20 protein-coding genes and 1 tRNA gene are annotated in these 26,024 nt (G+C 59.7%); 10 read left to right on the forward strand and 11 right to left on the reverse strand.

The window, feature by feature from the left end; genetic code table 11:
- Positions 1-50 precede the first annotated feature (50 nt).
- Entirely contained in the window at positions 51-563 is a 513-nt protein-coding gene (locus G3M56_RS04220; RefSeq protein ID WP_164364463.1) for a single-stranded DNA-binding protein, read from the forward strand.
- Positions 564-642: 79 nt separating this feature from the next.
- The gene (locus G3M56_RS04225; protein WP_164364465.1) at positions 643-915 is read left to right on the forward strand and encodes an acylphosphatase; all 273 of its coding nucleotides are present in this window, start codon (positions 643-645) and stop codon (positions 913-915) included.
- Positions 916-965: 50 nt separating this feature from the next.
- On the opposite strand, the gene G3M56_RS04230 is transcribed toward G3M56_RS04225, so the two are convergent.
- The 3 genes from G3M56_RS04230 to G3M56_RS04240 all read right to left on the reverse strand — a co-directional run bounded on the left by G3M56_RS04230 (position 966) and on the right by G3M56_RS04240 (position 6,030).
- Entirely contained in the window at positions 966-3,461 is a 2,496-nt protein-coding gene (locus tag G3M56_RS04230) for a U32 family peptidase (protein ID WP_164364467.1), read from the reverse strand.
- Positions 3,462-3,601: 140 nt separating this feature from the next.
- Positions 3,602-3,958 carry a hypothetical protein gene (locus G3M56_RS04235; RefSeq protein WP_164364468.1) on the reverse strand — a complete coding sequence of 119 codons (357 nt, stop codon included), beginning with the start codon at positions 3,956-3,958 and terminating at the stop codon, positions 3,602-3,604.
- Positions 3,959-4,194: 236 nt separating this feature from the next.
- Positions 4,195-6,030: a cation:proton antiporter gene (locus G3M56_RS04240; protein ID WP_164364470.1), complete on the reverse strand. Its 1,836-nt coding sequence runs from the start codon at positions 6,028-6,030 to the stop codon at positions 4,195-4,197.
- A gap of 211 nt (positions 6,031-6,241) precedes the next feature.
- On the opposite strand from G3M56_RS04240, the gene G3M56_RS04245 reads away from it, so the two are divergent.
- Positions 6,242-8,626 carry a Tex family protein gene (locus tag G3M56_RS04245; protein WP_164364472.1) on the forward strand — a complete coding sequence of 795 codons (2,385 nt, stop codon included), beginning with the start codon at positions 6,242-6,244 and terminating at the stop codon, positions 8,624-8,626.
- Positions 8,627-8,720: 94 nt separating this feature from the next.
- Here the strand turns inward: G3M56_RS04245 and G3M56_RS04250 are convergent, their stop codons facing one another.
- Positions 8,721-9,197 (reverse strand): hypothetical protein, encoded by a 477-nt coding sequence (locus G3M56_RS04250; RefSeq protein WP_164364473.1) that lies wholly within the window; start codon positions 9,195-9,197, stop codon positions 8,721-8,723.
- Between the two features lie 161 nt (positions 9,198-9,358).
- On the opposite strand from G3M56_RS04250, the gene G3M56_RS04255 reads away from it, so the two are divergent.
- The 3 genes from G3M56_RS04255 to G3M56_RS04265 are packed head-to-tail and all read left to right on the forward strand — an operon-like array spanning position 9,359 to position 12,660.
- Positions 9,359-11,236: an ATP-binding protein gene (locus G3M56_RS04255; protein ID WP_164364475.1), complete on the forward strand. Its 1,878-nt coding sequence runs from the start codon at positions 9,359-9,361 to the stop codon at positions 11,234-11,236.
- Positions 11,233-11,985 carry a hypothetical protein gene (locus G3M56_RS04260; RefSeq protein WP_164364477.1) on the forward strand — a complete coding sequence of 251 codons (753 nt, stop codon included), beginning with the start codon at positions 11,233-11,235 and terminating at the stop codon, positions 11,983-11,985. Before G3M56_RS04255 ends, G3M56_RS04260 begins: the two co-directional genes overlap by 4 nt.
- Before the next feature lie 15 nt (positions 11,986-12,000).
- On the forward strand, positions 12,001-12,660 hold the full coding sequence (locus G3M56_RS04265) for a nitroreductase family protein (protein WP_164364479.1): 660 nt from the start codon (positions 12,001-12,003) through the stop codon (positions 12,658-12,660).
- A 631-nt stretch (positions 12,661-13,291) separates the two neighbouring features.
- Here G3M56_RS04265 and G3M56_RS04270 read toward each other — a convergent pair.
- From G3M56_RS04270 to G3M56_RS04280, 3 genes are all read right to left on the reverse strand, one after another.
- Positions 13,292-13,365 (reverse strand) — tRNA-Arg (locus G3M56_RS04270).
- 140 nt (positions 13,366-13,505) lie between these two features.
- Positions 13,506-14,273 carry a pectate lyase gene (locus G3M56_RS04275; protein ID WP_164364481.1) on the reverse strand — a complete coding sequence of 256 codons (768 nt, stop codon included), beginning with the start codon at positions 14,271-14,273 and terminating at the stop codon, positions 13,506-13,508.
- Between the two features lie 75 nt (positions 14,274-14,348).
- Complete coding sequence (locus G3M56_RS04280; RefSeq protein ID WP_164364482.1) at positions 14,349-15,098, reverse strand: pectate lyase; 750 nt, start codon at positions 15,096-15,098, stop codon at positions 14,349-14,351.
- 254 nt (positions 15,099-15,352) lie between these two features.
- On the opposite strand from G3M56_RS04280, the gene galE reads away from it, so the two are divergent.
- The gene (galE, locus tag G3M56_RS04285; protein WP_164364484.1) at positions 15,353-16,345 is read left to right on the forward strand and encodes a UDP-glucose 4-epimerase GalE; all 993 of its coding nucleotides are present in this window, start codon (positions 15,353-15,355) and stop codon (positions 16,343-16,345) included.
- A gap of 584 nt (positions 16,346-16,929) precedes the next feature.
- Positions 16,930-17,406, forward strand: a complete 477-nt coding sequence (locus G3M56_RS04290) for a hypothetical protein (RefSeq protein ID WP_164364486.1) — start codon at positions 16,930-16,932, stop codon at positions 17,404-17,406.
- 397 nt (positions 17,407-17,803) lie between these two features.
- Here G3M56_RS04290 and G3M56_RS04295 read toward each other — a convergent pair whose 3' ends face one another.
- The 4 genes from G3M56_RS04295 to G3M56_RS04310 form a co-directional block, all read right to left on the reverse strand.
- The gene (locus G3M56_RS04295) at positions 17,804-20,788 is read right to left on the reverse strand and encodes a sulfatase-like hydrolase/transferase (RefSeq protein WP_164364488.1); all 2,985 of its coding nucleotides are present in this window, start codon (positions 20,786-20,788) and stop codon (positions 17,804-17,806) included.
- A gap of 89 nt (positions 20,789-20,877) precedes the next feature.
- Entirely contained in the window at positions 20,878-21,549 is a 672-nt protein-coding gene (locus G3M56_RS04300) for a PEP-CTERM sorting domain-containing protein (RefSeq protein WP_164364490.1), read from the reverse strand.
- Positions 21,550-21,787: 238 nt separating this feature from the next.
- Positions 21,788-22,444: a response regulator gene (locus G3M56_RS04305; protein ID WP_164364492.1), complete on the reverse strand. Its 657-nt coding sequence runs from the start codon at positions 22,442-22,444 to the stop codon at positions 21,788-21,790.
- Between the two features lie 10 nt (positions 22,445-22,454).
- Positions 22,455-24,530, reverse strand: a complete 2,076-nt coding sequence (locus G3M56_RS04310; protein WP_164364494.1) for a sensor histidine kinase — start codon at positions 24,528-24,530, stop codon at positions 22,455-22,457.
- A gap of 542 nt (positions 24,531-25,072) precedes the next feature.
- Here G3M56_RS04310 and rpsL point away from each other — a divergent pair.
- Together rpsL and rpsG are read left to right on the forward strand one after the other, a co-directional pair.
- Positions 25,073-25,447, forward strand: a complete 375-nt coding sequence (gene rpsL / locus G3M56_RS04315) for a 30S ribosomal protein S12 (RefSeq protein WP_164364496.1) — start codon at positions 25,073-25,075, stop codon at positions 25,445-25,447.
- Positions 25,448-25,492: 45 nt separating this feature from the next.
- Complete coding sequence (rpsG, locus tag G3M56_RS04320; protein ID WP_164364499.1) at positions 25,493-25,966, forward strand: 30S ribosomal protein S7; 474 nt, start codon at positions 25,493-25,495, stop codon at positions 25,964-25,966.
- Positions 25,967-26,024 lie beyond the last annotated feature (58 nt).

The following is a 26,024-nucleotide window of genomic DNA, read 5'->3' on the forward strand; positions in this document are numbered from 1 at the left end:
TTTTTTATTGGTGGTTGTCGAGGGGTGCCCGCTGGGCTACAAGGTTCCCCATGGCAAATGTAAACAAAGTGATTTTGATCGGGAACGTGACGCGCGATCCTGAAGTGCGCCACACCCCGAAGGGAACCGCAGTGTGTGATTTGGGCTTGGCTGTGAACCGCGTCAGTTCATCGGACGGCGGGGATCGCCGTGAGGAGACAACTTTCGTGGACGTGACCATGTGGGGCCGCCAGGCGGAACTCGCAGGCCAGTATCTCGCCAAAGGCCGTCCGGTTTACATCGAAGGACGTTTGCAGATGGACACCTGGCAGGACAAGAACACCGGTCAGAACCGCAGCAAGCTGAAGGTGGTTGGTGAGAACATGCAGTTCATCGGCAGTCGTGGTGACTCCGCTGGTGGCGGCGGCGGCTACAGTGGTGGCGGCGGCGGAGGTGGCTACAGCAGTGGTGGCAGTGGCGGTGGTGGAAACTACGGTGGTGGCGGTGGCCGCAGTTCCGGCGGTAACTACGGAGATTCCGGCGGATCGTCCTCGATGGACGACGATGGCGACATTCCGTTTTAAGCCCAGCTGAACGATTTTTGGAATTAGCGCCTCTGGCATTCCCTCGGAAGTGTCAGAGGCGTTTTTATGTCTAGAGGTTATGATTGCGAGACAAGTGTATTACGAAGGCCGGGTGCAGGGAGTGGGGTTCCGCTTCTCGACCAAGGAGATTGCAAAAGGCTTTGATGTCGTTGGCTGGGTGATGAACCTGCCAGACGGTCGGGTGGAACTGCAAGTGGCGGGGGAGGGCGAGGAAGTCGCTGCATTCCTTGAGGAGATGACCGAGGGCGACTTGTCCGGGTTCATCCGTGGGGTGGATGTCCACGAGATTGCGGTGCCCGACGACTTGTCGGGCTTTGAGATCCGCCGCTAGAAAAAGAGAGGCACCTCGTGATGAGGTGCCTCAGCTTTGTTCAAATGGTATTAATGAAGCACGGTGAGCGTGCCCTCGGTGACGCCGAGTTGTTCGGTGGCGCCGAGGTCTTGCCACAGTGATTCACCGTTGGCGCTGCGTTCGAGCAGGGCTTGGTAGGCGGCAATGGTGTCGGCCGCTTCTACTTGGGACTCTGTCAGGAGTTCGATGCGGTAGTTGCGTAGCCCGAGGCGGTGGAACTGATTGAAGTAGCGCGCTCCGGTTTGGGCTCTGCCGTTGAAGAGTGTGTTGCGGCAACCAACGTCTGCCTGAAGTGTGTGCAGTTGGCCCACGCGGTCGCGCAATTGCACCACGTGCTTTTCACACGGGCGGCCGCAGTCTTTATAACTGGTGCCTTCGCTGAGGAAGGTGCAGAACGCGCAGTGCTCCATATGGAACATGGGCATGTGCTGGTGAAGTGTCATTTCAAACCACTCGGGCGGTGCCGATGCGATGAGCTGGGAGCTTTGATCCGCATTGAGGTCATATGACACGGTGACCCGGTCGAGCCCGGCGGACTCGATGAGAAGTTTCGCTGTCAGTTGGTTGGCGACGTTGAGTGAGAAATCGCCAACGGTATCGAGATCTGCTGTGTCGCTTTGCTTGGTGAAGTATTCGATCCCGCCGAGGTTGCGAACGAGAATGCCGTCAGGCTCCGCGCGGTGGAGGGTTTTGAAGTATCCTTGCTCGCCGCTTTTTTGGATGCGTGGTGTGGCGAGCCAGATGCGTGCGCCTGTGTTGGCGCTGCGGACTTGGGCCACGGCGTCCTTCATCCGGCGGATGTCTTCGTAGTCGACGTAGATGCGTTCGACGCCGGCTTCGAGAGCCGCATCGATCTGCCACGGGTGGCGGCAGAGCACGGAGAGTTCGCTTGGCTGGTCTGTGACCGGTGGATGAACCTCAGGGGAGAGGGCGGCGATGGCGTCGAGAGGAGTCGCTGCGGCTTTTTGCGGTGCGTCTTCCGGGGTGTGCTCTTCGAGCTTGGTGACCATCGTGCGGCGCATGCGGTTGAGGGCACTGACCGGTAATGCGAGCTCACCCTCGAGCTTGGTGTCGAGTTTGCGCAGCGTGAATGGTGTGTTGCCCAGGCGCTCGAACTGAGCGTGGAGAACGTCGTGATCGAGTGGGCGGTTGCGGGCGGCCTCCAATGGCTGATCGCTTTCCACGGACAGTCCGGTGGCGGAGTCCGTCAGTTTGAGCGGTGCTCCTGCCGTGCCGCTGACGGTCCAATCCAGTGGTGTGCGGGTGCGTTGTTGGTCTAGAACTTTGTCGTTCCAGGTTTTGCGGATGTCTTGTTCCAGTGATGGGTCACTGGTCTTCCAGATCAGTTGGCCGGGCTTGACTCGCTTCCAGACGATCTTGTTGTGCTTTTTGCCAAAGAGAATGCGGTCGCCTTCGGTTTTCCAGATGCGGCCTCCCTGTTCTTCGTTGCGATCCTCACCGGCGTCGAAAACGACGCCGTCTCCCGATTGAAGGGGGATCTCTTGCTGGCCAGGGGCGCGTTGGATGCGAACCCAACCAGGGCCCGTGGCGGCGACCGATCCGATCAGGACACCGCGCTTTTTGCCGAATTTCCCGTGGGTGAGGCGTGGGTGGTTGGTTCCCTCGAGCCAGCCGGTGGAGAGTCCACGCGAGAAGGTCATCTCGAGAGAATAACGATCGGTGGCATCAGGGCGTGGGGTGCGCGCATCGAGATGGGCGTCGATGGCCTTGCGGTAGACGCGGGTCACCGCGGCGACGTATTCTGGGCTTTTGAGTCGGCCTTCGATTTTGAAGCTGATGACTCCGGCATCGATGAGCTCAGGGATGAGATCGACGGCGGCGAGATCCTGCGGGCTGAGCAGGTAGCGGCGCTCTCCGAGGTCCAGCGGCTTGCCATCGACGACCATCTCGTAGGGGAGTCGGCAGGCCTGGGCGCATTCGCCGCGGTTGGCGCTGCGTTGTCCGAGACTTTCGGAGGTGAGGCATTGGCCTGAATAGGCAACGCAAAGCGCGCCGTGAACAAAGATCTCGAGTGGGGTGTGGCCTTGGACCTTGGTGAAGCGGCGGATCTCGTCGAGGGAGAGTTCACGGGCGAGCACCGCACGGTCCAGGTTGAGCAGGCCGGTGGCAAAATCGAGTCCCTCTGGCGAGGTGATGCTCATCTGGGTGGACGCGTGTAGTTCGACGCTTGGGGCGACCTTGCGGGCGAGATCGGCCAGTCCCAGATCCTGAATGATGGCGCCGTCCACGCCGCTGGCTTCGAGCAATGCGAGTTGTTCAGCGGCGCCTTCGAGCTCCGCTGGGAAGATCAAGGTGTTCATTGTAATGAACCCTTTGGCGCCGTGCTCGTGGAGGAACTTCATCAGTTCCGGCAGATCCTCTTCAGTGAAGTTGTCCGCCCTCAACCGTGCGTTGTGCTTGGGAAGACCAAAGAAAATGGCGTCGGCTCCGTTGGCGATGGCGGCGCGGGCGCACTCCCAGCTTCCGGCGGGAGCGAGTAGTTCGAGGTCAGAGCGGTGGATCATGGTGCGATGGATGGCGAGGTTCCGCGGGCGGATGCTGCGGCGTTGGCCAACTTACGTGCATCCCTGAAACGAAGCAACCCGCCTCCGGTTGAGCGGACGGCGGGTTGCCTCAGTAAATTAATTGGTGGGCCGTGAATGGCTTACCACTCTCCGTGGTTGGATGGCTCGTGGTCGCGGGCGTCTGCGTATTCGCAGGTAAATGCCAAGGTGCCGATTTCAGGAATGGTGTCGACGAGGGTGTAGATCCCTCCAGCTGGGCATTCGGGTTGAGTTGCGAGGAAGGCCGTCTCACCAAAAATATCGGATGGATCCAAATCATCGCCAATGTTCAAGTCCCACATGTTCTGGTAAGAGCGAACGTAAGTTTGGACGTTGCGCTGATTGAGAATGCAGGATGCGCGGTCAGTGCCTTCCTTGTAGGCCGCGGTGCCGATGAAGAGCACGCTAATCATGGTGAGAAGCGTGATGATGATGACGGTGAGCTCGATAAGAGTCATCCCCCTCCGGGAATATTTTGTAGGTGTCGGTACGTTCACTGGAATTCTTGGTTAAGTGGGCCGTGACCACCGTTGGTACCGGGGGAGGGGGAATAAATCTCGGTAGCACGTGTTTGTGAGCTTTCTATTGTAGCTCATTGAGCCACAGCTTGTCACGACGAAGGGATGATCGGGAGGGAATTTGTTGTGTCAAAGCCAGAATTGAAAAAAGTGATCAATGTTTCAAAATGAGTTGATCACTCTTCGATCACGAGACTGATCAATTTTCCTTCGTCCGGCAGTTTGGCGTCATCGGTGTGGATCGAGATGTTGCCTTTGTCATCGACGGCGAAGAGAATGATTGCGTCTTCTCCGTAACGGGCGCGGAAGTCCGAGATCTGGAATGTGTCTGTGATGGCGGACTTTTTGATCACGGCCCCTTTGGCGCAGAGCGCGTTGAGTTGGGATACCGATGGGGCGCCGGAGAACGGGTTGCGGCCGCGCAGGTGGCTTGATGCCGACACCCTCTCGGGAGAGGCGCTGTCTTGTGGGGTGAGTTGGAATACATTGCCCGATCCGTAGTGGTGGCGGAATTCCTGGACTGCCAGGGAGTTGACCTCGTCGTTCGGTGTGGCGGCGATCAGGCGGCCGATGCCCGCCAGGTCCATTTCCTCGACGATGTATTCGGAGACGATGCTGGCTCGCTGGGTGGAAATTCCAGCCATGCGTGCCGGGGCGAGCTTTTCGTAGTTGGTGTCGATGACCAGTACTTGGCAGCCTTCTTCGATGAGAGCCTTTCCAGCTTGGACGACCCAGTCATTGACTCCAGCGATGAGGATTCCTTGAGGGTTGTGCACGGCCAGTCCTGTTTTCCGGGCGATGATGCCGGCAGCGAAGCCGTAGAAAGTGACGGTTCCGATGATGACGGTGAAGATGAGTGGGACCAGGCTCTCTGCCTGTGGGGCCAGACTTTCTGGCAAAATGCCCTGTTCGGTGGCTCGGACCAAGTCGATGGCAAACAGTGACGTCACTGCGGCAGCGACGATCCCCCGCGGTGCAAGGCCTGCTAGAAATGTACGTTCCTTGCGGTTGAGGCGGGTGCCGATGGTGGAGGCAGCGACGGCGATCGGGCGGATGAGGACGATCAGAACGCCTACGAACAAGACCGCGGGTAGGCCGAGCGTCTGGAAGTCTGCGATGTCGATGCGGGCGGCCAGTACGATGAAGAGCCCTGAGATGAGAAGCACGCGCAGGTTCTCTTTGAACTCGATGACGTGTTTGACGGAGAGCTGCTTGCGGTTGGCGAGAAACACACCGAGCGCCGTGACTGTGACGAGGCCGGACTCGTGCTGGATGACATTGGAGAGCGTGAACGAAACGGCGGCGACCCCGAGGAATACCGTGCCGTGGAGGAAGTCCGGGATCAGGTGGCGGCGCAGGGCAAACTCGAGCAGTTTGCCGAAGGCGAATGCGAGACCGAGTCCGACTCCGATGGTGATGAGCAATCCGGTAACGGCTTCGTGGATGGCTTCTGCTGCGTTGGCGGCGAGTACCGCCTGGAGCACGAGCACGGCGAGCACGGCTCCAACAGGGTCGATGACGATTCCTTCCCACTTGGCGACCGAGTCGACGCGCTTGCGTGGTTTGATGTGGCGCAGCAAGGGGATGACCACCGTGGGGCCGGTCACAGTGAGGATGGACCCGAGGATCAGCGCGATACGAATATCGAAGTCGAGAATGAAGTAGGCGGCGATGGTGGCGAGGAACCAGGTGACGAGAACGCCGATGGTGCATAGGTTGACCACCGATCTGCCGGCTTCCTTGAATTCTTTGAGTCGCAGCGAGAGACCGCCCTCGAAAAGGATGATTCCGACCGCCAGCGAGACTGATGGGAACAGCAGCTCATTTGGGATGAAGTCGTCCGGGGAGAAGATGCGTCCCGCGCCGATGCCAAATGCGAGCAAAAGCAGGATCGATGGCAGTTCGAGTCTCCAGGCAAGCCATTGGGCGATGACTCCGAGCGCGAGGATGGCGGCGAGGAAGACGGCTGGGTTTTGGGCGAGCTGCGTGAGTTCGAGTGATGCGATTGGCATGAATCGGAAGGATGGGATCGATGGTGGGTGGCCCGGCGGGCGGCGGATGTATCATCCCAGCGGCGGCGATTGAGCGCGAGTTCTAAATTTGTTGCGCGGATTCGGTGGGGATGGGTTCACCGCATCGGTGCGAATCGTTGAGAAGGTGGTAGATTTGGCTGGAGTGCGTCTGATTCCGCGCTATGTGATCAGACTCGAATTTTTGATCTTTATGGAAGCTGCAAGCCGCCACGTCGCCGCCATCGCCGGTGAACTGAATATTCCGGACCGCCAGGTGAGCGCGGTCGTCGCGCTCCTCGCCGAAGGAGCAACCGTTCCATTCATCGCTCGTTACCGCAAGGAAGTGACAGGCAGCTTGGATGAAGTGCAGATCACCGCAGTGCGTGACAAGTTGCAGTTGGCTGTGGAACTCGATGCCCGCCGTGAAGCGATCCTCAAGTCGCTCGACGAGCGCAAGCTTCTCACCGACGAACTGAAGAAGCAGGTGGCGGAGGCTCCGACCATGGCTCGATTGGAGGACGTGTTCGCTCCATACCGACCGAAGCGCCGCACCCGTGCGATGGCTGCGGATGAGAAGGGGCTGACCCCGCTCGCCGACTGGCTGGTGGAGAATCTGGGCAATGCATCGGCAGACCCTGAGGACGAGGCTAAAAAGTTCCTCTCCGACAAGAAGGATCTCGAAGTGCCGGACACCGCCGCGGCATTGCATGGCGCCCGCGACATCATCGCCGAGCGAGTCAGCGACAATGCCGAGCTGCGTGGTGCCGTGCGTTCGCTCTACGAAGCGGAGGCCGTGGCGTCGTCGCGCGTGCTGACCGGCAAGGAAGAGAGCGAGGAAGCAGCCAAGTTCCGCGATTACTTTGACTGGAGTGCTCCGCTTAAGTCGGTGCCATCGCATCAGATGATGGCGGTGCGCCGTGGCGAGAAGGAAGGCGTGCTCATGTTGCGCATTCAGATCGACGCCGACCAGGGGATTGCTTTGGCGCGTCGTCACTTCCTAGAGAACCCACAAGCTGCCAGCACACCGGCGCTCGAGCAGGTGGAACTGGCAATTGCTGATGGTTGCAAACGTTTGCTCTTCCCGTCGATGGAGACCGAGATGCGCCTGAATTCCAAGAAGTCCGCTGATGAAGTGGCGATTGGTGTGTTTGCCGACAACTTGCGCGAGCTCTTGATGGGCTCGCCGCTCGGTCAGAAGAAGGTGCTCGCGATTGACCCGGGATACCGCACCGGCTGCAAGGTCGTGTGCCTCGATGCCCAGGGCAAGTTGCTGCACAACGACTTGATCTTTGTGGTGGGGAACAAAACCCAGCTCGCCGATAGTGCTGCCAAGCTCCAGGCTTTGGTTGATCAGTTCCAGCCGGAAGCGATCGCCATTGGAAATGGCACCGCCAGCCGCGAGACCGAGACGTTTGTGCGCAAGCTCAAGCTGCCTAAGAGCATCACCGTGGTGGTGGTGAACGAGAGCGGGGCGTCCGTGTACTCCGCGTCGGAGGCGGCCCGTGAAGAATTCCCAGATTACGACATCACCGTGCGTGGCAGTGTTTCGATCGGGCGCCGCCTGATGGACCCGCTTGCGGAGTTGGTCAAGATCGATCCGAAGTCCATCGGTGTCGGCCAGTACCAGCATGACGTGAACCAGACCCTTTTGCGCAAGAGCCTGGACGATACCGTCGTCAGCTGCGTGAACGCCGTTGGTGTGGAAGTTAACACAGCGAGCAAGCAGTTGCTCAGCTATGTGTCGGGCTTGAACAAGACTCTGGCGGAGAACATTGTGAGCTTCCGCGACGCAAACGGAGCGTTCACATCGCGCGCCCAGCTCAAAGAGGTTTCGCGTTTTGGTGACAAAGCATTCGAACAGGCTGCCGGCTTCCTTCGTGTGCGCGGCGGTGAGCACCCGCTCGACGCGAGTGCCGTCCACCCGGAGCGCTATGCATTGGTTGAGAAAATGGCCGCGGACCTCGGGGTTGGTCTGGCTGATCTGATCGGTAACTCAGAGCTCTGCGGGCGGATCAAGCTGGCGGACTACGTTAGCGACGAAGTGGGCTTGCCGACCTTGGAAGACATCGTGGCAGAACTGGCGAAGCCGGGCCGCGACCCGCGTGCTCAGTTTGAGGCGTTCTCCTTCACCGAAGGTGTGGAGAAGATCACTGACCTGACCGTCGGGATGAAACTGCCGGGCATCGTGACCAACGTTACCGCCTTTGGTGCGTTCGTGGACATCGGTGTGCATCAGGACGGCTTGGTTCACATCAGCCAGCTTGCGGACAAGTTCGTTAGCGATCCGGCCGAGGTGGTCAAGGTTCAGCAGAAGGTTCAAGTGACCGTGATGGAAGTGGATGTGGAGCGCAAGCGCATCGGGCTTTCCATGAAGGCCAATCCGGAAGGTGACGGAGGTCAGCGCCGTGAGCGTGGCCAGCGTCGTGGAGAAGGAGGCGAACGCCGTGGTGGCGGTCAGCGTCGTGGCGGAGATCGCCGTGGCGGAGGTCAGCGCCGTGGTGGTGACCGTCGGGGCAACGCGCCACGTGGTGGTGTCGGTGGCTTGACCGGTGACTGGTTCAGCGAAGCGGTAGCCAAAGGCAAGAAGGGCAAGTAAGCCCAGCCAGTGAGCTGATAAGATTTTCGCCTGACGGGCGGCGCGTGATGCGTTGCCTGTCAGGCGATTTTTTTTTGATGGAATTGGGGCGGTATTATTGCTCCAGCACCGGCTCGTGTTTGCTTTGGACTTCCTTGGCGCCGTGTTCAATGAACTTTGTGACGATGTGGGCGTGGTTCTGGGCGACCTTTACGGCCTCAGGCGACTCGCCTGTGATGGTGACGCGGATGCCGTTTTCGAGAGGTTCGACTTCGGTGGTGAGTTGAGCGAAATAGCGCCCCATTTCGCGGTAGGCGGGATCCCATTGACGGACGCGTCCCCCGCCTTCCACCCGCTTGAGCATGTATTTGATGTGGCTCTGGAGGAGCTTGGCGACTTTCGGGTCGGTCGATGTCGTGGTGGCGGTGTAACCTTTCTCGGTGAGGGTGACCTCGCGGCTGATGGTGGTGTGATGCGCGGCGAGTTGGTGGATGGTATCGCGTTGTTCTTTGGGGAGCGGGCCACGGGTTGGGCCGGCGAGTAGAGGTGCGCAGGTGAGGGCGGTAGCCAGTAGGAAAGTGAGCGTTTTCATATTGTGAAATGAGGTGGGTTCAAATGGCAGAAACCGCGGTGGGTCCCGGGAGTTGCGGGTGATCTCAAACGACCTCGAACTTTTGCTTGTCTGATCGGCATTCGTCCTTAATGAATCAGGCTTTGTCGGTGCCTGATGCGCCGCGCTCATTCCCTGTTACTATGTCTTCCTCTAGTTCATCTGATCCTTGCCGTACTCTGTTAGTGGATGGTGATTTCGATTCACCGGCCAAGTTCAGCAAAGTGATGGCTGACGTTGGGTTTGATGTGGATCGTTGTGGCATGCCGGCGGACGGAGTGGCGGCTTTTGATCGTCACGAGTTGGTTGTGTTGATGATCAAGGAGGAGTCGGTGGCGCGCTCGGCACAGCATTTCATGACCTGGTTGCGCAACCATGAGGACACGGAGCGCGAGCCGATGGTGGTAGCCGTGGGCGCCAAGGAGGTGATCCGGCCATTTGCGAAGTTGGGGGCGCGTGTTCTTGATGCGGATTTGGATCCATCGGTGATTCGGATCCAGCTTGAGGGGATTCGGGAGGCTGTGCAGTCGTCTCGTGGCGGATCTCGGCGTGGTGGGTTTTGGTCGCGCTGGTTTTCCAAGTCGGAGGAGCCGGCTCCTCTGGCCGAGGCCGAAGAAGAGAGCGAGAAAGAAAGAGAGGTGGCTAGTCTGCGACCAAGCAAGGCTGGGAGTGCCAAGTCTGCGGCCAAACTGCCTGACCTGAAGCGGGCGTCCGAGGCTGTGGCGAAGTCTGGTGAACCGGAGCGCAAGGTTTCGAAGACGGAGGGTGCGGCCAATGAGGCGGTCAAACCCGTGGATGCCAAAGTGACGAGTCCGGCTGAGAGACCAGCGGCACCAACGGTTGCCAAACCGCTCGCCAAACCTGGGGCTCCGGTTTTTAACAAACCTCTGGTTGCGGGCGAAGATGCAGTTGCGGAGAAGTCTGCGGAGCCGGTTGCGACGAAAGGCGATGAGGGGGCGGCGAAGGCTGCTGAAAAGCCAGCCAAGGTGAACGGTGATCCATTCCTTGAGCAGTTGGCAAAAGCGGATCGCCAAATGCACCAGACGGCTGCCCCAGTGAAGCCGGAAGGTAAGGGCGTTGCTGTTGATAAGTCTGGTGCGACGGAGAAGGGTGCGACGGAAAAGAAGTCGGTGGCAGCTGATGCGAAGAACAAAGCACAGGCGCCGGCAAAGCCAGCAGGAGCGAAGTCTCCTCCGGTCATCAAGGGGAGCTCGATTATGGGTAGCCGCACCGCGGCTAAAGAGGCGAAGAAAGATGTTAATCTTTCCAAGGCCAGCGCCGCTCCGGCTAAGGGAAAGACCTCGCGTTTGGGGGAGCTTGAGATGGCTCTGGACTCTGAAATTGTCGCGCGCAAGAAGGCGGAAGATCGCGCCAAGGGACTGGAGCAGCAGTTGGAGCGCAAGACCAAGGAGCTGGTCGGTTTGGTCGATTCGCTTTCTACCGTCGCCGTTGCGGGTTCGCCAATGGCACCTCCGCCGAAGCCGGGAGACTCCGCTGAGGTCGCGAAGCATTCCAGTTATCCAATGCCGGTCGATGCGTTGTTGGAGGATGTGCTGAAATCCACCGTGGATGGTGATGGGAGCCTTGATTTGTCTGCTTTGCTCGAGCGTCAGCTTGAGCGCTACCTGAAGACTTGCCCGGAGGCTGCGCGCAGTGCGGTCGAGTTTGATCTGCCGGATGAGCCTATGCTCGTCGACGTGCGTGCGGGCTTCCCGTTGCTCGAGGTGATGAGCGAGTGCTTGGCGAATGCTGCGGAGCACGGCCTGAAGATGGGTGAGAAGGAAGGTGTCGTGCGCGTTCAGTTCACGGTCTTGCCCGATGAGGGGATCGTGGAGATTTGCGACACCGGTGAAGCGCTGCCGAAGGGGTTTGACCTGGACAAAGTGAAGCACGGTGGCTTGTCCCGCGTGAAAGCGCTGGTTGCGGGGATGGGCGGAAAGATCACGATGAGCGCCAATTCCGAGACCCGTTGCCAAATCAACCTGCCAGGCTCGACACTTCGCCGACCGAAGCGAGGATGATTGCGTCGGTTCTTGGCTGGGCGTCGTTTTTGCTCGCTCTGGGGCTGGCGCTGTGGGTTGTGTGGATCCACCGGCGCGGGCGTCAGGATCCGTGGCTGCGCGTGGTCAATTGTCCCGTCCGACGTACGCTGGCTCCTGCCACCCCTGATACGGAGTGGCGAGCGGTGGTGGGCTCTGCGCTGACCGCAGGGATGCGCGTCGATGCGATCGAATGGAGTCTTGCGCATGATCAGGGAGCTGAGGTGCGGGTGGCCGATGGTTTCGATGCTCCGGATGGTTGGCGGACGATTCGCCACGATGAGGGACAAGCGCTGCGGGTGACTATGCCCGGCGACGGCTGGGCCGATGCGCTCGAGCGAGTGGGCGGTGCCGTCGGGCTGCGGAACGATTCGCCAGTCGCGGATTGGATCGAGTGGTCGGCCGCTGCACTGCCGTCTGGCAATGATCTGATGTGGGAACGTGCGCGGCTTGTGCTGCGCGCGCCACAGGTCACCATCGAGGTGCCATTGCGAGAGGCTTGGGCCGGGCCGGTGTCCGGTCAGTGGCGAGAGCGGGTGCGTGACATGGATGCCACCGGACTATTGGTCGCGTTGGCATTGCTTGGCTCGGTCGGCTTGGTGGTGACGGGTTCGCTGGTGGCGATGGCGGCGGGTGTGATTGGTCTGGTCGCGCTCTCCGGGGCGTGCAAGTTTGTCTTCATGTCGCGTCGGTCGGACCCTACGCGTGAGCAATTTTTGCAGAACTATTAACCCGCCAGTGATCTGATGGCCGACACCGTTCCTCTTCAATTTTCCCGCCTCTCCGATGACGAGATGCGTTCCCGTGCCAGTGAGTTTTCAGACCATCTGCGTCAGCGCCGAACGGTTCGTGACTTTTCGGCGGATCCGATTCCAGACGGGGTGCTTGATGCGTGCTTGTTGGCAGCAGGCAGCGCGCCAAATGGAGCCAACTTACAACCGTGGCACTTCGCTGTGGTGCGGAGTCCGGATGTGAAGCGTCGCATCCGCGAGGCGGCCGAGGAAGAGGAGCGTGAGTTCTACGGTGGCCGTGCACCTCAGGAGTGGCTCGATACGCTGGCGCATCTCGGAACCAATGCCGAGAAACCATTTTTGGAGACGGCCCCGGCATTGATCGCGGTTTTCCAGCAAAGCAAGACCACCGATGAGCAGGGGAGGGAGAGCAAGACCTATTACCCCAAGGAGTCTGTTGGTTTGGCGACAGGCTTTCTCATAGCCGCGCTCCACCAGGCTGGACTCGCAACGCTCACTCACACGCCCAGCCCGATGAACTTTCTCAACGAAATCCTCAAGCGTCCAGCTACAGAGAAGCCGTTCTTACTCCTCGTTGTTGGCTATCCGGCGGAGAACTGCCGCGTGCCGGACATCAAGAAGAAGCCTCTCGATGAGATTCGTTCGGTGCATTGAATGAGGGGGAGGATAGCTGCGCTGATGTGCGCCCTTTTGGGAGTGCTGTGAGAATCACTGCCTTTGATTGCAGGCGGAGCCGAGGGCGAGACCTGCGGGGAGGGCAGCGAAGCGGGCGGTGTTCGTTTTGAGCGAAATGCATGGAAATGCGGAACGCTGCGTTCAACCTCAAGAGTGAGGTTGCTCCATCGAATCCCGTGAAACGATGCGAAGCGCTTGAGGGACGGCATTCCAGCCGTCTGAGCGGTGTGGTATGTTTGCATCGCCACGAGAAATACAAGAAGCCACTCAGAGTGAGCAGTGCTCGCTGCGCTCGGAGCGGAGATTGTCGACAGGAATGTCGCCCCACCTGCGAGTGCCCGTTTTAGTTCATTGAAAACTGAACACTAGCAAGCCAGCAGACTTCCTCAGGCTTCGCCAGGACAATGAATGCACTGAACGCGCGGTGGCAGCCGAACTACATTCTCATCCAGTAGGAACCGCGTGCTAATCATGCCGGGATCCGGTAGATGCACGCCCTACTGGATTGCCTGCGGCTCTGCAGAGAGGCTTCGCGATGTGAAGGGGCGCGCTGAACGCGCAGTGGCAGTCGAACAGCGTTCTCATCCAGTAGGAACCGCGTGCATAGATGCACGCCCTACTGGATTCGAACCAGTGACCTACGGATTAGAAGTCCGTTGCTCTATCCAGCTGAGCTAAGGGCGCGTCTGATGAGGCTTGCAACAAGGCTTGCAATACCGGCATGAGGTTCACCGAAAATCGGCCGATCGCAAGTCAAAAGGCGGAATCGGGGAGGATGGTAGTGGCTTGGGTGGTCAACTGGCGGTCGTTGGCCGGGGCGTAGGTCAATACTTGATGGTGGCTTCGTGATCCACGCTCGCTCCATTGGAGACTCGTGCGACATGGGTGACGCCCCAAGTCACCACGTTGCGAAGTTTTGCGCGGCTTCCTTTTGAGGTGAGCTTTACCAGCGAGGTGCCGTTTGTCGCGCGCACGTTGTGTAACTCTATTTCGAATGGTGTGCGTTGGTAGCGGCGCATTCCGTTGCCTCGCACGCCTCTGCCAAAGTCTTCTAAGACCAGGTTGCGGCCGATGAACGGTCCTTGGTGGTTCATCTGGACGACCTTGTCTTCCGCATTGCGGGCACCTCCATGTTGCCACGTCACCCGCGGGCCTTTCACTGTTACAGCATCTTCTCCTACGTCCTCGAAAACCACATTTTCGAGTGTGTTGTCGCCGTAGCAGTGGATCCCATCGGCGCCGGGGGCGGCAATGATGACATTGCTCACTGAAGCGCCGCTTGCTAGTTCGATCACCGGACGTTGGTCTTCTCTTTGGCTGCCGTCGCCAAGGTCCATCGGGATGAGCCGTATCCCTTGGAAGTCCACGTGGCGGCCGCGATTGATGAATATCGTGTCGGTGACGACGACGTCGCGGGTGGCTTCGGGGACGTGTAGTGCAGCAGGGGGAGGGGCGTCGCCAGTGTGGTTGGAGAATCCACCACCGGTCGAGCTGATGTGGGCGAGGGCGTAGACTGCAGCCGCTCCCGCGACAACGGCGAGGGCGGTCCGGCGGGCTGTAAGTTTGCTGAATTGTTTGGGCGATGGAGGCACCGTCTAAGGAGGCGGCTGAGGCTGCTGCGTCAAGTGAGAAGAGTCGCGCTCTCCATCTGATTGGCAGTCATCATCTCAGTACTTGTAGACCTCGCCCTGGTCGGATTTGGCACCGTTGGATTTGCTAACCAAGTTGCGGACGTCCCACGTGACGACGTCATCCAATTTTGCGCGGCTGCCTTTCGAGGTGATCTTGACCAACGAGCCGCCGTTCACTGCGCGGACGTGGTAGAGCTCGATCTTGAAGGGTGTGTTGCGGTGCTTTTTCGCGCCGTTGCCGCGCACAGCTCTGCCGAAGTCTTCGAAGATCAGGTTGCGTCCGATGAATGGTCCTTTGTGGTTCATTTGGACGATCTTGTCTTCGGCTTTGCGGGCGCCGCCACCGTCCCAGATGACGGGGCCGCCTTTGATGGTGAGGGCGTCTTCTCCGACGTCTTCGAAGTAGACGTTCTTGAGCAGGTTGTCGCCGACGCAGTAGATCCCATCGGCGCCGGGTTTGCCGATGATGAGGTTGCTGACCGAAGCCCCGCGCAGCAAGGCAAGCACAGGGCGCTGGCCCTCGCGTTGGCTGCCGTCGCCGAGCCCTTTGGCGATCAGTCGTGCGCCTTCGAAGTCGCGGTGTTCGCCTTTGCCAATGATGATCGGCTTGGTGACGATGATGTCGCGGGTGGGTTTGGGGATGCTCAGTTTGACCGGATGTTCGCGCTTGGTGGACATCCGTGGGCCATCGTGTTCGTCGGCGGCCTCAATGGCCAGCGATCCGGAGATCAGAGTGAGCAATGCGGCGAGACTGAGATGGCGGAGGTTGATGGATGGGATGCGCAAGATTTTGGTCTGGTCTGAATTGGTAAAGTGAAACCTTTGGAATACGCACCATAACACAGATATGGCGCGTCGCGACCAGTCACCCGCCGTCCGGCAAATCGCTGAGGATCAATCCAGCATCTCTTCAGGGGAGACTGGCGAACCAACCGAATTTGTCGTCGTGGTTGATCTTTTGGTGTCACCACGGCATGTTCCCTCCAGCGGGCGCGACGATCGGTCCGCACCCGAAAATAAACAACATCTCTCTCTTTCTTATGAACGTTCTTGTCGTCGGCGGTGCCGGCTATATCGGAAGTCACTGTGTGGTCCAGTTGGTGGAAGCCGGGCATCGTCCTGTGGTGGTGGACAACCTCGCCTTTGGTCACCGCGGAGCAGTCAAGGACGGCGTTCCATTCTACGAGGCGGATCTGGGCGATCGCGAGGCCATGGCCAAGATCCTCAAGGACGAGCAAATCGACATCGTCATGCACTTCGCCGCGTTCACCTACGTTGGTGAGTCCGTGACCGAGCCGCTCAAGTACTACCGCAACAACGTCGGTGCCACGCTGGAGCTGATCCAGGCAATGGTCGACACCGGCGTCAACAAGTTCATTTTCTCGTCCACCTGCGCGACCTTCGGTGTGGTGGAATCGCTGCCAATCGTTGAGACGCTGCCGCAAAGCCCGATCAACCCATACGGCCAGACCAAGCTCGATCTGGAAAACGCACTGCGCGCGATCACCAAGACCAGCGACTTCTCCGCTGCGATCTTCCGTTACTTCAATGCAGCCGGTGCCGCCGAGGATGGCTCGATCGGTGAAGACCACCAGCCTGAGACGCACCTCATCCCACTCTGCTTCGACGCCGCCACCGGCCGTCGCGGTGCGCTCAAGGTCTTCGGAAGCGATTACCCGACGCCGGATGGCACCTGCCTGCGCGACTACGTTCACGTCGACGACCTCTCTCGCGCGCACATCGCCGTCTTCGACAAGCTCGGCACGCCGGGCACCTGCGTCGACTACAACCTGGGAACCGGCAACCCGTCGTCGGTGCTCGAAGTGATCAACGCGGTGAAGGAAGTCACCGGCCTCGACGTGCCATACGAAATGGACGACCGCCGCGAAGGCGACCCGCCAGCGCTCTACGCCGACAGTAAAAAGGCGAATGAAGAACTCGGCTGGGTGCCGAAGTACAACGACATCACCAGCCTCGTCGCCTCCGCCTGGAAGTGGCACAAAGACCACCCAAAGGGCTACGACGACAAGTAAGCAGCATTCGGTAACGCACCACGCGCTTTAACTCACGACGCCGCACCTGGATTCTCTCCGGGTGCGGCGTTGTTTTTTCGTAGACCCAGGGCGGTGGGCGGAACCGGTGCCTGTTTCAGTTTGTCTTTTTAGACAGGATTCACATGAGCGACAGGATTTGGCGCAAGCGTCGGAGGTGCGCGTTCTTTTGGGAGTGCAGTGAGAATCACTGCTTTGGATTGCAGGCCGAGCCGGGGGCGATGCTTGCGAAGTGAGCGGTGTCCGTTTTGAGCGAAGTGGATGGAAATGCGGAGCGCTGCGCTCAACCTCAAGAGTGAGGTTGCTCCATCGACTCCCGTGAAACGATGCGAAGCGCTGGAGGGACGGCATTCCTGCCGTCTGTGCGGTGCGGCTTGTTCGCAAACGTGGGCGAGCGGAAAGGGCTCCTGAACGACGGCCACAGAGATCAAAAAAAGCCACGCAAAGGAGGCTGTGCTGAGTCTAATCCTTCTCCGCACCTGAGCGTGAGGACAGAAACCGGAATTGGCGGGGATTCTGACCACGCCAAACTTGACTAAGCCTGTCGTGTTTCGTGAGCTTTTGGCATGGCGGACGAAATGACACGACGAGAGTGGATGAAGAAGGCGGCTTGTTCGGTGGCCGGTGTGGTGGCGTTGAGCTCTTGTGGGACGCTGATTTACCCGGAACGACGCGGGCGAACTGGCGGTAGGATTGATCCTGAAGTGGTGATTATGGATGGACTGCTTTGTGTGTTGTTTGTCCTGCCCGGGGTGATTGCATTCGCGGTGGATTTTGCGACCGGAGCGATCTACACCAATGAGTATGCGGGGGTGAAGCAGCATCCCGTGCCGGGCCGTAGTGAAGAGGATTACAACCGCGTGGTTGCCGAGGCGACCGGGCGGGAAATCGCATTGAGTGATCAATCATTGCGTGTGAGTACTCTCGAGGGGGTGTTGACTGCAGAGGCTCTCGAGCAGGAAGTGCGCGGCGATGTTCTCAGGCCGCGGTTGGTCAAAGACGACGCGGGACGGATCCTGCGGTGTGAGCGAAGTAGTGTGTAGCAAGTAGGGAGTAGCGAAGGGAAGGGGCGTCGGCGTGTGCAGTGTGGCCTGCGGGTGGGGGATGCAGTTTGGCGGCGTCGCTGGCTTGGCCAAAGGTTTGTGTGCGTGGGGATCCCAGGGGGTGGTCGCCTGAGGCTCCCGTCACCCTGGGCTGGGTTGCGACTCCCTTCCAGGGAGGGTTAGAAAATCTGGGCGGGAGGTCTGGAGGCGATCTTTGGGATCTTTGCGTGACATCCTAGGGCAGTTGGAGATTTGAAATGAGACGCCAGAATGGAGTCAGCGGCTGCGCAGGGAGGCGGCTTGCCGATCCCGCGGCCGCGGGATGAATTCCAGGATTCAAATCTGCGGATCACTAAAAGCCTTTACGGGGGATGGACGAAGCTCTTGGCTCTTCCCTCTATTCCCTCACTCCGTTGCCATTGATGATGGCGCTGAGTTGTTGGGCCATGGCCTGGGTGAGGTCGGGGTGTTGGGCTGAGATGTCGGTGGTTTCGGTGAGGTCTTTGGAGAGGTCGTAGAGTCTGCCTTGGACGTATTTCATGTGACCGACGCGGAGGGCTTTGACGGCTCCGGTGTTGTCTTGTTCCACGGTGAAGGCCTGACCGACGGGGTCGCTGCCAAGTAGTGCGGCGAGCGTGCTGCGGGAGTCAACGGCCGAGCCGTCCGGGAGTGGGTGGTCGAGTAGTTCGGCGATGGATGCCATCAGATCGACCTGGCTGACCAGAGCATCGGACGTGCCCGGGGTGATCTTGGCCGGCCATTTGACGATGAATGGGACGCGGGTGCCGCCTTCCTCGATATCGTATTTTTCGCCTCGGAGCGGGCCATTGGCGTCGTGGCCTTGCTGGAAGTCATCGGCCGAGCCGTCGGTGTATCCGTCGCCATAGACGGGGCCATTGTCACTGGAGAAGATGACGATGGTGTTTTCCTCCAGGCCGGCGTCCTTGATGGCTTGAAGGATCTGGCCGGTGGTCCAATCAAACTGCACCATGGCGTCGCCGCGCCAGCCGAGGTTGGTCGCGCCTTGGAACATTTCATGTGGTGCTCGCGGGACGTGGATGTCCTGGGAGGCAAAGAAGAGGAAGAAGGGCGTCTCTCCGTCCTGGGATTTGATGTAGTCGACCGCCTTGCGGGTGAAGAGCGGGCCGAGGTCTTCGTCGCGCCAGAGGGCATCGGCACCGCCGGAGAAGAATCCGATTCTGCCGATGTTGTTGATGAAGGTGTTGCTGTGTTGGCCGTCGCTCGGATAGAGCGGGGTGGCAGAGCTGCGTGGGTGGATCGTGCTGCCGGGTTGGTTGACGGCATTGAAGTCGCGGTTGTGGACGTGGACGGGATCGTCTCCGCTGAGTGGCTTGACCGTGACCGAGCCAAGTCCGGACTGGGCGTCGTGGTGGTAATCGGCGTCGACCAGGTTGCGGTCCTGCATGAGGATGCTTGGGACGCGGTCATTGGTGGTGGGGATGACGAGGCAGTGGTCGAACCCGAGCTCGAGTGGTCCGGGTTTGATCTCGCCGTTCCATTGGATGGAGTCGTCTCCGTAGCCGAGGCCGAGGTGCCATTTTCCGATCACCGCGGTGTGGTAGCCGTTGTCCTTGAGCATGTCCGGCAGGGTGTACATGTCCTCGGGGATGGCGAGTGGGCCTGTGGGCGGGATGATGTTCACTCCGTGGCGGAATGCGAAGATTCCGGTGAGGAGCGAGAAGCGCGATGGCGAGCAAGTGGAGGCGGTGCAATGGCCGTCGGTGAAGCGGAGGCCTTCCGCGCTGAGTTTGTCGATGTGGGGGGTGGGGATTTTGCTTTGTGGGTTGTAGGCGCGGACGTCACCGTAGCCGACGTCGTCGCCGTAGATGAAGACGATGTTCGGGCGTTTCTCACGCACCGGTCCGCGGCCGGTGACCTGGACGCGGTAGAACTGGCCTCTGTTGGGGATGAAGGGTTCGGTGAATGAGAGCGGACCGTGGTAGTCGGGGGTGATGGGATCCCCGACATTGGTCCACGATGGGGCGTCGAGTGATGCGCTGTGCTGGAGTTGGTAGGTGCGGCTGGCGAGTGCGTCGAACGTGATGCGGACCGTGCCACTGGCGGCATCGATTTCGGTGCGGCTTGGGGCGATACCCTGGGTGGGCGTGGTCCAATCCGAGCCGGCGACCATTTCCGTGAAGTCGCTGAGTGTGTCGCGGTCGAAATCCCCCTGGGACTGGTAGAGTTGCTGGATGCTGACGAGGTCGAGAAGGCTGTGGTAGATGCGGACGTCGTCGAGAGCTCCGATGAATGGGCTGGTCCCGCCGCTGAGTGCGCCCAAGGTCAGAGGGAGCGTGGTGTCGCGCTGTCCAGGTTCGGCGATGGATTCGGCTTCAAGGACTCCGTTGACGAAGAGTCTGAGGGTTCCGCTCAGAGCGTGGCGTTGGGCGCAGATGAAGTGCCACTCGCCAGTGGAAAGGAACGAATTACTGAACGTGGCGTTGGTTGGGCCTGCGGTGAGTTTGATACGGGATCCGGATTGGTGGATGCCGATGCCATTGGCGGATGTGCCTGCGGCGTCGAGGATGCCCTTGATGCCGGTGCTTGAGTCGGACTTCATCCAGAAGCAGAGGGTGAAGTCATTGCCGAGCAGGTGCTCGAGCGTGGCGGACTGTGATCCGTTGAAGGCTGCTGCCTGTTGGTCGATGATGCCGTCAGTGAACCCTCCGCCTGTGGTCCAGTTGGCGTCGAAGCTAGGGGACTGGAGGTTGTAGTCGAGCAGGTCGCCGTTGAGCGGAAGGTAGGCGGCGAGGTGCTCGGGTGCGTGGGCGACGTATTGCGGTGTCGGATCCGAGGTGACGGAGAGTTGGACGTTGTCGACGCGGGCGAACTCGCTGGTGGACGAGTTGCCGCGGATGAACTGAAGCCAGACCGATTTTCCCTGGTGGGCGGAAGTCACTCCAGAAATGCCTGTAATCGTGGCGCTCTGGTAGCCGGCGCCTTCTCCGAACCCGGAGACCGTGCCGCTGGCGATCTCTGCAACGGTGCCGGTGTTGGTGTTGTCGGAGGTGGTGATGAGTCTCCAGCGGATTTCGTCGTCGGCGTCCCAACCGAACTTGGGCAGCCAGTCGAAGCTGAGGTCGAAGCGGTCTCCGGAGGCAGCGCTGTGGCCGGTGGAGCAGGCTGCGCCAAGGTTGGGGTCTCCCGGGCTTTGGCCAATGACGAGTGACCATGCGCCATTGGATGCGTTGTTTTGCAAACGTTGGGTTTCGCCGCTGCCAAACCCGGTTTGCCAGTTGGTCACCGAGGTTTGGCTGTCTCCTTGCTCGAAGCTGCCGTTGAGGGAATTCGAGTTGATCAATGGGGAGGCGGAAAGAGCCGCCGTAGAAAAGAGGGCGAACGCGAACGGTCGGAAAGTCATCAGTCGTGAGGCAGAGGCCGGGGCAAGGGGAGGGTGTGCCGGCCGACTGCGCCGGTGGGCGCAATCGGCCGGCTTGGGGTTGGGTCGGATTACTTACGGCGGCGGAGGATCAATGTGAGTCCTCCGAGTCCGAGGAGTGCCGCGGAGGTCGGTTCAGGTACGGCTGCCACAGTAGTCACTGAGAGGGAGACGTCGTCGAGGCGGGCGAAGGAGCCTTGAGCGTTGTTGGAGCCGTCCAAGTCTATGGTATTGCCGGTGAACGAGATGAAGAGAGTTCTTCCCGCAGCGTTGATGTCGGCGCCGGTGGTCATAGCGAAGGTTTCGGTTTCCCAGGTCACGTCGGTAACTTCACTGCCGCTGTTGAAGGTGAAGAGACTGGTGCGGGCGCCGTCGATCGCATCGGTGTCGGTGTAGAACAACGTCATGTCGATGCTTTCGCCGGTATCCCAGCCGAAGGCGTCGCGCCAAGCGAACGATCCGCTGAAGCGGTCTCCCAAAGCGATGGTGTAGCCTGTGTTCTGGGCCAAAGAGATGTTCGGGTTTCCGTTGATTTCGGAGCCGATGACTGCGTTTCGCCCGCCGCTGCCAGGTGAATTGAGATTGGTATTGAACTGGGTAGTTTCGCCGGCGTTGGCAGCGGTCCAAAGGGAGGTGTCGGTGAAGTCACCGCCGCGAATAGCGCCGTCGATGATGGTGGTGGCGGCTTGTGCGGATGCCGCGAGGGCGAGTGCACCTGCCGTGATGAGCATGTTTTTTTTCATGTGTTGATCTGTGTTGGATCGGGTTTTCTAGGAGCAGTCGGCGTGATTGCCGCGGTCTGGAGTGTCCAGTGCGCGGGGGCCGCTGCGGTTATGGTGTGTGGTTGAGCCGGTGCCCGGGCGTGCCGGGGCGCGGGCGCAGTTTCACACGGTGCGCAGGCTAGAAGATGCCGCGACGAGGCGTCTACTACACGACCATGTAGTCAGGGCGTCCCGGGCGGCTGACGATCCAGTGGGTGGGTCAGATCAGACCATTTCGCAGGGCCTTGCCGACGGCTCCTGCTTGTGAGTTGACATGCAACTTTTTGTAAATGTTGCGCAGGTGGTAATCCACGGTGACTGGGGCGATCCCAAGTTGGTAGGCGATTTCCTTTTTGATTTCTCCGTCGGCCAGGAGGTTGAGGATTTTGATCTCTTTTTCGCTGAGGCTTTGGTCCTCCGCTGCCGGTGGGGCTTTCTTAAAGAGCTCGAGTACCATCGATGCGATGGCACCGCTGAGCGGGGATCCGCCATCGGCGACCATGTGGATGCCGTCGACGATGTCTGAGAAGTCGTCGTTCTTGAGTAGGTAGCCGGATGCGCCGGCGCAGATTGCGCTGACGACGGTTTGGCGGTTCTCGGAGATGGTGAGGACGATGGTGCAGAGTGCGGGGTGCGAGGCGTTGACCTGGCGGATGAGCTCGATCCCATTGGCGCCCGGGAGTTGAATGTCGACCAGCATGACATCCGGGGCGGGATTGGTCGCCAGCGCTGCCAGAGCGTCTTCCGCGGTGCTGAAGCTTTGCTGGCAGGTGATGGTGGGTTCGTCGTCGAGCAGCTCGGTCAGCTCAAGGCGGAAGGCGTCGGAATCTTCTACGACCCAGACGTTGGTGGTGGCGCGTGGCGGGTGTGGGGTCATAGGTTTGGGGTCAATGGATTGGGACTTGCAGGGACACCGTGGTGCCTTGGCCTTCGGCGCTCTTCACGTCATAGGATGCCTTCAATCTGATGGCACGGTCGCGCATGTTGCGCAAGCCGTGGTGCTGGGACACCGAGCGCGGCTGGCAGTCGTTGGCTGTGGGGGTGAAGCCTGATCCGTTGTCTGAGATGGTGATGCGGAGTGATTTTGCAACCCAGGAAATCTCGACTTTGATCACCGACGCGTTTGCGTGGGAGGATGCGTTGTGGAGCGCTTCGCGGAAGAACTGCAAGATGTCGCGTTTGGTTCCGACGCTGATGGTGCGCTTCGGCAGTTGGCTGAGCGAAGGGATCTGGAGTTCCAGCGTCTCGCTGGGGATGCGTCTCTGGGCGGTGTAGGAGAGCTTCTCGACGAGTTCAGTCAGGGTGTCGGTGTCTTTGTCGGTGAGCCAGAGGACGTCGCGTAAGCTTTGATGCATGTCGTGCGCTATGTCGTGGATTCGTTCCCCTCGTTCGCGGACCCTTGGCTCGGTCGCGTGCTTCTTCACATAGGTGGAGGCGAGGCTAATGGCGGCGACTTTGCTGCCCACGTCGTCGTGAAGGTCTGAGCTGATCTGCTTCCTGAGTTTCAGGTTCTGCCGCCTTTTGCTGAGCGCGAGGATGATAATGGTCGCGATAACAGCGATCGCGACCGCCGCGGACGTTATGCCCTTGATCCATGTGATGAAGTTCTGCCAACGGGTTTCGGTCGCTTCCAGCTGGGTTTGCAGGGTGCGTAATTCGGCGTCGATCTGTTTGGCCGTTGCCAGTTGCTGTAGCCAGTCGACGAGGTCGATCACTTGTCTGCCTTGTGCGTGGCCGTCTACCAGCAGCGCACCGGCTGATTCGAGCTGGTGCCCTCCAATTGAGAGGGTCACCGGGCGCTGGTTGCTGAGCGGAGCGTCTTGCTGGCTGACCACGATCTCGCCCATAGAAAATACCGCGGTCTCTTGGTGGATAGGGAAGTGGTTGCAGTGGATGCGCACAAAGCGGCCGAACGCATGGAGGCCGGGGATGTGGACGATGTTGTTGTCCGGGTTTTCGAAGAGGGATTGCTTGAGAACCGTGCTCGTTTCTCCGCGTTGCCCGTTTGGGAGGGAGCGGGCGATGTCGATTTTGATAGAGCCGGGGAACCCGTAGCCCGGGACTGCGATGGTCTCCGGGCTCTGTGCGGGGAGTAGGTCGATCCATCCGATGTGGGTGTTCCGCCCGAGGTCGATTTCGATGATGAGCGGGGCATCGGTCACGGAGGTGTCCATCGGGAGGACGAGATCGGGCGCGCATTCTGCCAATTCGCCAAGCGGGAGACCCAGCACGCCGGATTCGTGGTTAATGTAATCCGTGCTCCAATAGGGTTTCGCCTCGAAACTGGATGATGCTTTTGCTGCGCTGATCTTGCGGACCTCATTGCTGACGATCATGTGCGCGCGGGCGAGAGCGAAGAACTCCCGATCTCCTTCCTGCTGGCCTCGGTACACTTCCATCCGTGGCTGCTGAGAAGTAAACGATGGCGAATGGAAGTACACCGGGTGCAGACCGGGGTCGGGGAAATCTTGCTGGGTCCAGTCAGCGATGATTGTTTCTTTGTTTGCGGGGCCGGTGACGATCCGGAACCTTTTTGGGAAGCCGTAGCTCTTTTCTTCGCTCAGATTGCGGTGGTCATGAGCGGGGACCAGTACGAGGTCGAGCGGGCCATTGAGGAATGGGGTTTGGAATTCCATTACCCAGCGGGGCTTGCTGGGCAGGGGCTCTTCAGTTGGCAGGTATGAGCTGTGGTAGCCAAAAGAGCTGGCAAGTTGCGGGGTACGGAGGGGCTGCATCTTGTCCAGCTCTATGCGCAGGTCTGTGATGCGTGCGTTCAGATCGCGGATGTGGCCTGGGATCTTATAGAGCGGAAGGTGGTCGGGGCTGAGGTCGCTGGCGTAGGGCCTGTGTTCCAATGGGGATCGGGGATCTCCCACGCGTGCTTCCTCTTCGGGCTGGGTGCTCCCGTGGGTAATCGAAAGGGCGTAGCAGAGGGCGGCGATGGTTCTAGCGAGTGTGCGCATCAGAGGGGCGGTGCAGGGAGAGGGTGTCCGGCTTATCAGGTCGGCGACGCGTTGTCGATCTGGGATTGCTCGGGCTGGCCTCCGTCAGGGAGGCTAGGAATGGAGCGATTGGTTCGCACCGCCATAGGTGCCGCGGTGTGTTGAACTCTGATCGCTTATTGTGATTCTGGCTGAGGGTAATGAGAGATCGCTGCAAACACTTTGGAAATGAGGGGCTTGGGCGTGCGATAAATTGCAGGAGCATACGAAATAAATCTTGCTACGTGCTTGGGGCGTACTATAGTCCCGTCCCGCTCTGTTGAGTGGGGAAGGCTCATGCTCTTGAGAAAGAGCGATGAATCAAGCAGTTACGAGAGATCGTGACTGATCAACCTATCGGGTGCGGCTCCGGAAAAGAGGCTGCAGAATGGATCGGATCGGATCGATTCGCGGTTCCGGCTGCGCACCTGAAATGAAAAAATTTCCCTTGTGGGAGAGCGAGAAAAACGAGGCTCAAGCACAAGGAAACGCAGTCAATCAAAGGAACCCGAATCCGAAATCACATGCCGACCATTAACCAACTTGTTCGAAAAGGGCGCAAAGTGCCGGTGGAGAAGTCGAAGTCTCCGGCTCTCAAGAATTGTCCTCAGCGCCGCGGTGTCTGCCTCCAGGTCATGACCCGTACCCCAAAGAAGCCGAACTCCGCACTTCGTAAAGTAGCGAAGGTGCGTTTGACCAACGGCTTTGAAGTGATCGCCTACATCGGTGGTGAAGGTCACAACTTGCAGGAGCACTCGATCGTGCTCGTGCGTGGTGGTCGTGTGAAGGACTTGCCAGGTGTGCGTTACCACATCGTGCGTGGTGCTCTTGACACCCTGGGTGTCGATAAGCGCCGTCAGGCTCGTTCGAAGTACGGTGCCAAGCGTCCTAAGGCGTAGTGCCCGTTCTCGTAAGAATTTTCATCACTTTAATCAGCTAAGAATATGGCCCGTAGAAAACGAGTTTACGAAAAGCCGGAAACCCGCGACGCACGTTACGACAGTGCATTGGTCGGGGCGATCGTCGCCAAGATCATGCTCAAGGGTAAGAAGTCGCTTGCCGAGCGCATCGTGTACGCAGCAATCGACCGTGCGAACGAGGGATCTGAGAGCGTTGATCCGCTTGAGCTCCTCAACCGTGCAATCGAAAATGCAAAGCCTCGCGTTGAGGTGAAGAGCCGTCGTGTGGGTGGTGCTACCTACCAGGTGCCACTCGAAGTGAGCCCTGAGCGTCAGCGCTCGTTGGCGATCCGCTGGATCGTTGATTCCGCTCGTAAGCGCCGCGGTACTCCAATGCACGTCGCTCTCTCCAACGAGATCAAGGACGCTGCAGCCAACCAGGGTGCGGCCGTGCGTAAGCGCGACGACGTCCACAAGATGGCGCAGGCCAACCGTGCCTTCGCTCACTTCCGTTGGTGATATCCGATTGATTGACTGACTTTGTTGGCGAGCCCGCGGTGCTGATATTCCAGCGCCG

Origin of the sequence: Sulfuriroseicoccus oceanibius, assembly GCF_010681825.2 — a bacterium.
Classification (GTDB): domain Bacteria; phylum Verrucomicrobiota; class Verrucomicrobiia; order Verrucomicrobiales; family SLCJ01; genus Sulfuriroseicoccus; species Sulfuriroseicoccus oceanibius.